We start from the raw sequence: 10,707 nt of genomic DNA on the forward strand, positions 1-10,707 counted from the left end.
GAGCGGCGGCCTGCACCTGGCCCACCAGGTCCGCCAGGCCGCCGCTCATGCGGTCCAGCGCGCGCAGCAGGTCGGCGAGCTCGTCGCGGCCGCGCTTGTCCTCGCCCTGGCGGTGCCGGAGGTCTCCGGCCGCCACGGCCTCCGCCAGCCGCGCGGCCTGCCCGAGCGCGGCGACGATCGAGCGCGTCAGGCGCAGGGCGATCGTGCCGCACAGGCCCAGGGCCAGCACGGTGATCGAGACGTTGCGCCACAGGGCCGCCTCGTAGTCCTGCCTGACCTTGTCAGCGCGCGCGGCGGCCGCCTCGGGCGCCAGCGCCTCGTGCGTGTAGGCGGCCGCCAGTTCCTGCGCGGACTGGGACTGGCGCGTCAGGTTGGCGAACACGGCCAGCACCAGCAGCGCCATCAGCATCGCCACCAGCAGCGTGAGCCGGGCCTTGATCGAGAGCGTCTTGCCCATGCTCAGAAGGTCGCCTCGCCCATGATGCCGGCCCGCTCCATCTTGCGGTGGCAGGGCGGGTAGTCCATCACCGCGTAGTGCTGGGTGCTGCGGTTGTCCCAGAAGGCCACGGAGTTGGGCTTCCAGCGGAAGCGCACCTGGTACTCGGGGATCTGCGCCTGGCTGATGAGGTAACTGAGCAGTTGAGCGGCACCCGGCTGGTAGTCCTGGCCGAAGCGCACGTGCTCCGGCGTGTGGAAATTCGTGAAATGGGTGCTGAAGCCGTTGACGAACAGCACCTTCTCGCCGGTCTCGGGGTGCGTGCGCACGACCGGGTGCTCGGCATCGGGGAACTGGGCCTTCAGCGCCAGGCGCCTTTCCATCGGCATCGCCGCGCCGAAGCTGGCCTCGATGCTGTGGCGGGCGCGCAGGCCGGCGATCTTCGCCTTGATGTCCCCGGGCAGGCGCGCGTAGGCCTCGACCATGTTCGCCCACATCGTGTCGCCGCCCACCGGCGGGCACTCCACGCAGCGCAGCACGCAGCCGAAGGGCGGCTTCTCGCGCCAGGTGGCGTCGGTGTGCCAGGCGTTCTCGTAGCGGTCGGCGGGCGTCTCAGGCGACTTGTAGATGCGCACCAGGCCCGGGTGCTCCGGGTCGCTGCCGACCACCGGATGGTCCTCCAGCTCGCCGAAGTGGCGGGCGAAGGCCACGTGCTCCGCGCGGCTGATGTCCTGGTCGCGGAAGAACAGCACGCGATGCTTCAGCAGCAGCGCGCGGATCTCGGCGATCAGGCCGGCATCGTGCGCGGCGGCGCCGAGCTGCACGTTCGACAGCTCGGCGCCGATCGTGCAGGTGAGCGGCTCCACGTGGATGCTGCGGGTCAGCGCGGCGCTGGTGATGACGTTCACGGCTTGTCTCCTTCGTCTTCTGATGGCCGCAGTATTCGATCGGGCACCCGCCAACGCTTGACTTGACCGGACAGCCACTTACCATTGCGCGCCACATGAGCAGCACCTTCGTCCGCGGCGCCAGCCTGACCCATTTCGCCGAGGTGGCCCAGCATTTCGGCCTCGACCTGCGCCGCCTGCTGGCCGATGCCGGCCTGCATGCCCGTGTGCTCCAGGAGCCGGAATTGCAGGTGCCGGCCGATCGGGTCAGCGAGCTGCTGGAACGCGCCGCGCAGCAGTCGAGCTGCGAGTCCTTCGGGCTGCGCATGGCCGAGTTGCGGCAGCTCGGCACGATGGGGCCGGTGGGCCTGCTGATCCGCGACCAGCCGACGCTGCGCGACTCGCTGAACGTGCTGATGCGCTACCAGCGCCTGCTCAACGGCGCGATGTCGCTGGTGATGGAGGAGGCTGCCGGCGTCGTCGTGATCCGCGAGGAACTGGCGGTGGGCCAGGCGCGCGCCCGCACGCGCCAGTCGATCGAGCTGGTGACCGGCATCACGCTGCGGCTGCTGCGCCAGTTCCTCGGCGCGGACTGGCAGCCGCGGCGCGTCTGCTTCACCCACGCGGCGCCGCGCGACCTGTCCACGCACCTGCGGGTGTTCGGTCCCTGCGTGGAGTTCGATCACGACTTCAACGGCATCGTCTGCGCCCGCGGCGAGCTGGACACCCGCAACCCGACGGCCGACCCGGCCATGGCCCGCTATGCGCAGCAGTTGCTCGATGCGCAGCTGAGCGAGCGCCAGCAACAGGGCCGGCAGGCGCCGGTGCTGGACGATGTGCGCCGCACCGCGCTGTTGCTGCTGCCCGGCGGCCGCTGCACGATCGAGACGGTAGCCGAGCACCTGGGCCTGGTCTGCCGCACCTTGCAGCGCCGGCTGGCGGAAGAGGGCACCAGCTTCTCCGACATCGTCACGCAGCTGCGCGTGGAGCTGGCCGAGCGGCATGTGTCGGGCAGCGACCGGCCCCTGACCGAGGTGTCCGCGCTGCTGGGCTTCTCGGCGCCGAGCGGCTTCTCGCGCTGGTATGTGGGGCAGTTCGGCTGCAGCCCTTCCCAGGGCCGCGCCGCCGCCCGGCCGCGCCGCTGAAGTTCGCCGTTATGGCACGAGCACCGTCGCGCCGATCGTCGCCCGCGACTCCAGCGCGATGTGCGCCTCGGCCGCATCGGCCAGCGCGAACTTCTGCCGCGGCGTGCTGACGATCTTGCCGGCCAGCACCAGGTCGAACAGCTCGTCGGCCATCTTCAGCATGTTCGGGCGTGGCAGCGCGTAGTCCACCATCGCCGGCCGCGTGACCCACAGCGAGCCCTTGGCCGCGAGCTGCATCGTGTCGATGACGACCGGGCCGGAGCTGGTGCCGTTGCTGACCAGGGTGCCGCGCTTTTGCAGGCAGTCCAGCGAGCCGGCCAGCGTGTCCTTGCCGACCGAGTCGTAGACGACCGGCACGCCCTTGCCGCCGGTCAGCTCGAGCACCTTTTCAACGAAGTTCTCGCGCCTGTAGTTGATGACGTGGGTGCAGCCGGCGGCCAGCGCGGCCTCGGCCTTCTCGTCGGAGCTGACGGTGCCGATCATCGTCACGCCCAGCGCCTTCGCCCACTGGCAGGCGATCAGGCCGACGCCGCCGGCCGCCGCGTGATAGAGGATCGTCTCGCCGCCCTGCAGCGGGTAGACCTGGCGGAACAGGTACTGGGCGGTGAGGCCCTTCATGATGATCGTCGAGGCGGTGTCGTCGGAGATGCCGTCGGGCAGCTTGATCAGCACCTCGGCCGGCATCACGCGGCGCTCCGAGTAGGCGCCCAGCGGGCCGAACATGTAGCCGACGCGGTCGCCCTCGGCGAGGAAGGACACGTCGGGGCCGACGGCCTCGACGATGCCAACGGCATCAGAGCCCAGGCCGTTCGGCAGAGGCGCCGGGTAGCGGCCGGTGCGGAAGTAGATGTCGATGAAATTGACCGCGATGCGCGTGTGGCGCACGCGCACCTGGCCCGGTCCGGGCTCGCCGACCTCGACGGTCTCCAGCTTCAGGACTTCGGGGCCGCCGGTGGCGTGAAAACGGATGGCCTTGCTGTTCATGGTGATTCCTTCTCGGTTATGCAGCTTGCAGGCGCACGTCGGCGACGGCGCGCAGGTCGGTTTCGTAGCTGCGCATCGCGCGCAGGAAGAAGAGGGCGGCCAGCACGCTGAACAGCGGCACCAGCGTCAGGGCCTGCTGCAGGCCGAGGGCGTCCGACAGCCAGCCCGTCAGCACCGGCCCGATCGCCAGGCCCAGCAGGTTCTGCGCGAGCGAGAGCACGGCGGCGCCGGTGGAGCGAACGGCCGGGTGGATCACGTCGAACACCACGGCCGAGATCGGGCCGACGGTGCAGGTCATCACGAAGCCGCCGAGCACGATCAGCTTGAACTGCGCGGCGCCGGAGAGCACGCCGAAGGCCACCAGGAACAGTCCCATCGACAGCAGGCACAGCAGCGCCACGCCCAGCAGCCGGCGGCCGGCCCAGCGCTGCGCCGCGCGATCCACCAGCAGCCCCCAGATGAAGCCGCCGAGCGCGCCGGCCAGCACCACCAGCGCGGCCTGGCGGCCGGCCTGGTCGGCCGGGATGCCATGCACGCGGTTCAGGAAGCTCGGCAGCCAGGACCAGATCGCGGAGACGACGATCAGCTGCATCGCGGCGCCCAGGCAGGCCCAGACCAGCGTCTTCGTGCGGGCCAGCGTCTTCGCCGTGCGGCGCAGCAGCGTGCCCACCGACAGGTAGGAGCCGCTGGCGCTGGGGCTGACGATCTCCACCGTCTTGTAGTCGCGCACGAACAGGTAGAGCAGCGCCAGCACCAGGCCCGGCACGCTGACCGCGCCGAAGGCTGCCTTCCAGCCCCAGTGCGCGGCGATCGTGCCGCCCAGCAGCACGCCCAGCACCGAGCCGAAGGAGGCCGCCGCGAAGAAGGCGCCCAACAGGCCAGAGCGCAGCCGGCGCGGGAAGAGGCTGGCGATCAGCGCCGCGCCGACCGAGCCGTAGCCCGCTTCGCCGGCGCCCACCAGCGCCCGCGCGGTGAACAGCTGGCCGTAGCTGCCGCAGAACATGCAGGACAGCGAGGCCAGGCTCCACACCAGCGCCATCACGACGACGCTCTTCACGCGGCTGAGCCGGTCCGCCAGCAGCGCGACCGGCAGGCCGCCCAGCGCCACCACCAGCGAGATGATCGAGACCAGGCCGCCGAGCTGCTTGTCGCTCAAGCCCCAGTCGGCCTTGATGTACGGGAACAGCGAGACGATGACCTGGCGGTCCACATAGTCCAGCAGCATCAGGCCGAAGGTCATCGCAAAGGCGAACCAGGCCTGGGCGGGGCGGACCAGGTAGCCGTCGGGCGCGCCGGCCACGGCCGGTCGGTCGTCGTCGAGGGTCATCGCATGCATGTCTCTGTCTCCATCTCTTCGTTATAGGAACTTCATCAGCCCCAGCACCAGCGCGGCCAGGAACACCGTCTCGCCCAGCATCAGCGCCACCGGCCTGAAGCCGACGGTGATCACATCCTTGAGCTGGGTCTTCATGCCGATGCCGGCCATCGCCGCCACCAGGCACCAGCCGGACATCTGCGTGCCCAGCGTCTGCACGGCCTTGGGCAGCAGGCCGGTGCTGTTGACGGCCACCAGGATCGCGAAGGCGACGGCAAACCAGGGCAGCAGCGGCGGGCGCGGGCCGGCGCTCGCATCGCCACGGCGCCGCGTCAGCATCGAGGCGAACAGGATCACCGGCAGCAGCGTCGCCACGCGCAGCAGCTTGACGAGGGTGGCCACGTCACCGGTCTCGCGCGAGAGGCTGTAGCCGGCGCCGACCACCTGGGCCACGTCGTGGATCGTGCCGCCGAGGAAGACGCCGGCGGCGTGTTCGTCCAGGCCCAGCGCGCGCACGATCATCGGGTAGGCGATCATCGCCAGCGTGGACAGCGAGCTGATGCCGATCACGGTGAACAGCGTGGCGCGTTCCTTCTGCGGGTGGGCCGGCAGCGCGGCCGACAGCGCCAGCGCCGCCGAGGCGCCGCAGATCGCGGTGGCACCGCCGGTCAGCAGGCCGAAGATGGCCTGGAAGCCCAGCAGCTTCGCGACGACCATCGAGAGCGTGATCGTCAGCACCACGCTGATCAGCACGATTGCCAGCGGCTGCCAGCCCAGCTGCACGACCTGCGAGATCGTCACCCGCAGGCCCAGCAGCGCCACGCCGACGCGCAGCAGCTCGCGCGCCGTGAAGCCGATGCCGGGGCCGCAGCTGTTGCCCTCGGCCGAGAGGAAGTTCATCGCCAGGCCCAGCAGCAGCGCGAACAGCATCACCGGCGCGCCGTAGTGTTCCGACAGAAAGGTGGCCGCCGCGGCCACGACGCCGCAGGCCATCAGCCCGGGGAACAGCGTGCGGCCCAGCGTGGGCCAGCGGGTCAGGGCGAGTGTGCTCATGCCGGCACTGCCGTCGTCATCAGGTGCTCGCCGTGCTGCTCGCGCAGCCGGTTCTTCAGCATCTTGCCGGTGGCGCCCAGCGGGATGCTGTCCACGAAGACCACGTCGTCCGGCGTCCACCACCGGGCGATGCGGCCGGTGTAGAAGTTCAGCAGGTCCTGCTTCGCCAGCTCGACGCCGGGCCGACGCACGACGACCAGCAGCGGCCGTTCGTCCCACTTCGGATGCCGCGCGGCGATGCAGGCGGCCATCGCCACGGCGGGGTGGGACATCGCGATGTTCTCCAGCTCGATCGAGCCGATCCATTCACCGCCGGACTTGATCACGTCCTTGGCGCGGTCGGTGATCAGCATGAAGCCGTCGGCGTCGATCGTGCAGACGTCGCCGGTGGGGAACCAGCCGTCCACCAGCGGCGAGCCTCCTTCGCCATTCAGGTACCCGGACACGATCCACGGCCCGCGCACCAGCAGCTCGCCGCTGGTCTGGCCGTCCCAGGGTAGTTCGCGGCCCGCGTCGTCCACGATCTTGATGTCCACGCCGAACACCGCGCGGCCCTGCTTCGCCTGCACCCGGTAGCGCTCTGCGGCCGGCAATTCCAGCTGATGGCGCTTCAGCGCGCAGGCGGTGCCCAGCGGGCTGATCTCGGTCATGCCCCAGGCATGCAGCACGTCCACCGCGTGCCTTTCCTGGAAGGCCCGCATCATGGCAGGCGGGCAGGCCGAGCCGCCGATGATCGTGCGGCGCATCGTCGAGAAGCGCAGGCCGTGGGTCTCGACGTGGGCCAGCAGGCCCTGCCAGACGGTGGGCACGCCGGCCGAGACGGTGACGCCTTCGCTCTCGAACAGCTCGTACAGGCTGCGCCCGTCAAGACCTGGCCCCGGCAGCACCAGCCTGGCGCCGACCATGCAGGCCGCATAGGGCAGGCCCCAGGCGTTGACATGGAACATCGGCACGACGGGCAGGATCGTGTCGCGGGCCGAGCAGTTCAGCGAGTCGGGCAGCGCGGCGGCGTAGCAGTGCAGCAGCGTGGAGCGGTGGCTGTAGAGCACGCCCTTCGGGTTGCCGGTGGTGCCGCTGGTGTAGCAGAGCGAGCTGGCGCGGTGTTCGTCGAACTCGGGCCAGGCATAGGCATCGCTGGCGGCGGCGAGCAGGTCCTCATAGCAGAGCAGGCCGGGGATGGCGCTGGCGGCGGGCATGTGGCCACGGTCACATAAGGCGACGAAATGACGGATCGTCTTCACGCGCGCAGCGATCGCCTCGACCTGCGGCAGGAAGCTGAGGTCGAAGAACAGCGCCTCGTCCTCGGCATGGTCGGCGATCCAGGCCATCTGGTCCGGGTGCAGGCGCGGGTTCAGCGTGTGCAGCACGCGGCCGGCGCCGGAGACGCCGTAGTACAGCTCGAGGTGGCGGTAGCCGTTCCAGGCCAGCGTGCCGACGCGCGCCTCGGGGCCGATGCCCAGCGCATCCATCACGTTGGCGACGCGGCGGGAACGGGCGGCCATCTCGCGGAAGCTGTAGCGATGGACGTCGCCCTCGACCCGCCGCGAGACGACCTGCTGACCGCCGTGATGCCGTTCGGCATGCACCAGCAGCGAGGACACCAGCAGCGCGCGCTGCATCATCAGGCCGTTCATCGTCGTCGTCTCCGGGCTGTTGTCGATGGCCGGATTCTTCGATGCGGCCTGCGATCGCGATTGACGCGCGGCGACAGGCGCTTATCCTTTGGCGCCACTGGCGGCCGGGTAGAATCCCGCGGCTCCGACTTCCAAAAGACCCGCTGCGAGCGCGATGCCCGCAGCGGGTTTTTTTGTGAGCGCCTGTCATCCTCCTTGGGGCATCCCCCGAGGAAACCGGCCGTAACCGGCAGGGACAATCCGCGCCTTCGGCCTTTATCGAGGCCATCCCTTTCCTTCAAGCATTACCGATGGCTATCCAGCAACTGACCGACGAGCAGACCCGCACCTGGACTCGCGCCCAAAAGGACGAGTGGTGGTTCCGGAACGTCTACCGCGGCGAGATGGCGCAGCTGACCCTGCGCTCCGGCTTCACCGGCTTCCTGCTCGGCGGCGTGCTGTCGGCCACCGGCCTGTACATCGGCGCCAAGACCGGCATCGCGATCGGCGTGGGCCTCACGTCCGTGATCCTGGCCTTCGCGCTCTTCCGCATGATGCATGCGGCCGGCTGGGCCTCGGACTTCACGGTGCTGGAGAACAACTGCACCCAGTCGATCGCCACGGCGGCCGGCTATGTGGTGACGCCGCTGTTCTCCAGCCTGGTGGCCTACATGATGGTCAGCGGCAAGCTGATCCCCTGGTGGCAGCTGATGATCTGGATCGCCGTGGTGTCCATCCTCGGCGTGCTGGTGGCGTTTCCGATGAAGCGCCGCTTCATCAACGAGGACCAGCTGCCTTTCCCCGAAGGCCGCGCCTGCGGCGTGGTGCTCGATTCCCTCTACACCGGCGAGGCCGGCGAGGGCATGTACAAGGCGCGCCTGCTGGCCAAGGTGGCCGGCCTGGCCGCCGCCTACCAGGCCCTCATCAGCGATGGCTGGATGAACCTGCTGCAGTTCAAGGTCCTGCGCATGGACAAGTGGGCCGGCATGAAGGAGCCCTGGACCTTCCATGAGCGGCTGGACCAGTACTACTACGAGGCGGCCGCGAAGTTCGATCTCGCGATCCCGAGGATCCTCGGCACCGACCTGCGCGTGCTGGGCCTGCGCCTCACCGCCGACGTGGCGATGATGGGCGTCGGCGGCCTGATGGGCATCGCCGTGGCCACCAGCTGCATGCTGGGCTCCTTCATCAACTTCGCGATCCTCGCGCCGATCATGATCCAGATCGGCGACATCGCGCCGCGCGTCGGCCCGACCGGCGCGCTGGTGCCGCTCTCGCGTGCCGAGATCGTCAACCAGTGGTCGATGTGGTGGGGCGTGGCGATGATGGTGACCGGCTCGCTGGTGGGCCTGCTGGCCAAGCCGGAGCTGTTCACCTCGGCCTTCAAGTCGATGGCCGGCCGCAAGAAGGACAAGGCCGAGCCCGGCACCGACATCCTGAAGGACATCGAGGTGCCGCTGTGGGTCTCCTACGTCGGCGTGCCGGTGTTCGGCTTCCTCGGCGCCTGGGTCACCCACGTGTTCTTCGGCGTGCCGCTGTTCCTGGCCCTGGTCTCGCTGCCGCTGATCTTCGTGCTGACCATCATCTGCACCAACTCGATGGCGCTGACGTCCTGGACCCCGACCGGCTCGCTGTCCAAGATCACCCAGTTCACGATGGGCGCGATCGACCGCAGCAACCCGGCCAGCAACCTGCTGCCCGCCGGCATGACCAGCGAGATCGCCGCCAACGCCGCCAACCTGCTGTCCGACATCAAGCCGGGCTACATGCTGGGCGGCAAGCCGCGCCACCAGGTGATCGGCCACGTGATCGGCATCGTCTCGGGCGTGCTGGCCTGCGTGCCGCTGTTCTTCCTGCTCTTCCTGCCGGCCGATGCCAACGGCGTGCGCTCGATCTCCACGCTGGTCAGCGAGCAGTTCTCGATGCCCGCGGCCATCCAGTGGAAGGGCGTGGCCGAGATCATCGCCAAGGGCCTGAAGGGCCTGCCGACCTCGGCCGTCATCGCGGTGGGCTTCGCCGTCGTCAGCGCGATCGTGCTGGAGGTGGCCCGCATCGCCAGCCGCGGCCGCTTCCAGATCTCCGCCGTGTCGGTGGGCCTGGGCGTGGTGCTGCCGCCCGAGTCGACGCTGGCGATGTGGATCGGCGCGCTGGCCTTCTGGTTCCTGTCCAAGCGCTTCACGGACAAGAAGAGCTCGGGCTACCGCCGCTGGGTGGAAGGCTGCGAGCCCATCTGCGCCGGCTTGATCTCCGGCGCGGCGCTGATGGGCATCGGCAACGCGATCGTGAACGTGTTGATCGGCGGCTAAACTTCCGTCTTTCCTTCTTCGGCTGACCGTAGCTCAACTGGATAGAGCAGCTGCCTTCTAAGCAGCAGGTCGGGGGTTCGAGTCCCTCCGGTCAGGCCAAATCAAGGTCTCGCGACGGATCGCACCGAGGCGCCTGCGCGCTTACTCGGCCAGCGTTTCCGTCTTCTTCGCGGCCTTGCTGGCGGCGAAGCGCTGGATCGCCAGCGGGTCTTCGCTGTTCAGGGCGGCCAGTTCGCCGCTCTTCTGCGCCTGGGCCAGTTCTGCTTGCACCTGCGCGCGCGTCTTGCCCTGGTGGGCGTACTGGCGGTCGTTGAAGCGCTGGATGGCTTGAGGATCTTCGCTGTTCAGCGCGGCCAGTTCGCCGCTCTGGCGCGCCTGGGCCAGTTCAGCCTGCACCTGCGCGCGGGTCTTGCCCTGGCCGGCGGACTGCTGCTCGTGGAAGCGAATCGCGGCCAGCGGGTCTTCGCTGTTGATGGCCGCCAGCTCGCCGCTCTTCTGGGCCTGGGCCAGCTCGGCGACCACTTGGGCGCGGGTCTTGCCGCCGGTGTCGGCGGCGAAGGCGCTGCTGCCGACCATCACGCCGGCGGACAGCAGGGCTGCAGCAAAAACGAATGCGGTCTTGTTCATGGTGTCTTCCTTTCGATTCAATCGGGTTGATTGGCTCGCGGCGTCCGGGTGGTGTTCAGTGCCGTGTCCATGGCCTGAACTGTAATGACCCGACCCTAGGGAAAACACTAGTCATCGCGCAAAGCACTGTTCCTGATTCGGGAACAGCGCCATGTCGCTCGCTGCCAGGCCGCGGGTGCGATCAATGCCCGCCTTCGTGCTTGTCGGGCGCCTCGTGCTTGCCTGCCGGCCGTCCTTCCCGACCTCGCTCCCGTCCACCCTCCCGTCCGCCCTCCCGGCCAGGCGGCCGGCCTTGCGGCGGCGCCGGCGGGCGGGCTGGCGGCTGCTGCGCCTGCGGCGGG

General features: G+C 69.4%; 10 protein-coding genes and 1 tRNA gene. 3 read left to right on the forward strand and 8 right to left on the reverse strand.

Annotation, left to right across the window (positions count from 1 at the left end; all coding sequences use genetic code 11):
- Both B0W88_RS25585 and B0W88_RS25590 read right to left on the reverse strand, forming a co-directional pair.
- The coding region (locus B0W88_RS25585) for a HAMP domain-containing protein (RefSeq protein ID WP_144006967.1) at positions 1 to 457 on the reverse strand (457 nt) is incomplete at its 3' end.
- Between the two features lie 2 nt (positions 458 to 459).
- Positions 460 to 1,308 carry a TauD/TfdA family dioxygenase gene (locus B0W88_RS25590; RefSeq protein ID WP_077037437.1) on the reverse strand — a complete coding sequence of 283 codons (849 nt, stop codon included), beginning with the start codon at positions 1,306 to 1,308 and terminating at the stop codon, positions 460 to 462.
- Positions 1,309 to 1,439: 131 nt separating this feature from the next.
- On the opposite strand from B0W88_RS25590, the gene B0W88_RS25595 reads away from it, so the two are divergent.
- A complete protein-coding gene (locus B0W88_RS25595) occupies positions 1,440 to 2,468 on the forward strand; it encodes an AraC family transcriptional regulator (protein WP_077037430.1) in 1,029 nt (342 codons plus the stop codon).
- A 9-nt stretch (positions 2,469 to 2,477) separates the two neighbouring features.
- Here B0W88_RS25595 and B0W88_RS25600 read toward each other — a convergent pair whose 3' ends face one another.
- The 4 genes from B0W88_RS25600 to B0W88_RS25615 are packed head-to-tail and all read right to left on the reverse strand — an operon-like array spanning position 2,478 to position 7,454.
- The gene (locus tag B0W88_RS25600) at positions 2,478 to 3,452 is read right to left on the reverse strand and encodes a quinone oxidoreductase (RefSeq protein WP_077037431.1); all 975 of its coding nucleotides are present in this window, start codon (positions 3,450 to 3,452) and stop codon (positions 2,478 to 2,480) included.
- A gap of 16 nt (positions 3,453 to 3,468) precedes the next feature.
- Positions 3,469 to 4,779: an MFS transporter gene (locus B0W88_RS25605; RefSeq protein ID WP_144006968.1), complete on the reverse strand. Its 1,311-nt coding sequence runs from the start codon at positions 4,777 to 4,779 to the stop codon at positions 3,469 to 3,471.
- A gap of 30 nt (positions 4,780 to 4,809) precedes the next feature.
- Positions 4,810 to 5,820, reverse strand: coding sequence for a YeiH family protein (locus B0W88_RS25610; RefSeq protein WP_077037433.1), 1,011 nt, complete (start codon positions 5,818 to 5,820; stop codon positions 4,810 to 4,812).
- Positions 5,817 to 7,454 carry a 3-(methylthio)propionyl-CoA ligase gene (locus B0W88_RS25615; protein WP_077037434.1) on the reverse strand — a complete coding sequence of 546 codons (1,638 nt, stop codon included), beginning with the start codon at positions 7,452 to 7,454 and terminating at the stop codon, positions 5,817 to 5,819. Before B0W88_RS25615 ends, B0W88_RS25610 begins: the two co-directional genes overlap by 4 nt.
- A 290-nt stretch (positions 7,455 to 7,744) precedes the next feature.
- On the opposite strand from B0W88_RS25615, the gene B0W88_RS25620 reads away from it, so the two are divergent.
- Positions 7,745 to 9,739: an OPT family oligopeptide transporter gene (locus tag B0W88_RS25620; RefSeq protein WP_077037435.1), complete on the forward strand. Its 1,995-nt coding sequence runs from the start codon at positions 7,745 to 7,747 to the stop codon at positions 9,737 to 9,739.
- A 22-nt stretch (positions 9,740 to 9,761) separates the two neighbouring features.
- Positions 9,762 to 9,838 (forward strand) — tRNA-Arg (locus B0W88_RS25625).
- A gap of 42 nt (positions 9,839 to 9,880) precedes the next feature.
- On the opposite strand, the gene B0W88_RS25630 is transcribed toward B0W88_RS25625, so the two are convergent.
- Both B0W88_RS25630 and B0W88_RS34945 read right to left on the reverse strand, forming a co-directional pair.
- Positions 9,881 to 10,366, reverse strand: coding sequence for a DUF4148 domain-containing protein (locus B0W88_RS25630; RefSeq protein ID WP_077037436.1), 486 nt, complete (start codon positions 10,364 to 10,366; stop codon positions 9,881 to 9,883).
- A gap of 111 nt (positions 10,367 to 10,477) precedes the next feature.
- Positions 10,478 to 10,707 (reverse strand): hypothetical protein (locus B0W88_RS34945; protein WP_233151843.1); only part of this gene is annotated, 230 nt, incomplete at its 5' end.

This window comes from Pelomonas sp. KK5, assembly GCF_001984095.1.
In the GTDB taxonomy this organism is placed as follows: Bacteria; Pseudomonadota; Gammaproteobacteria; order Burkholderiales; family Burkholderiaceae_C; genus KK5.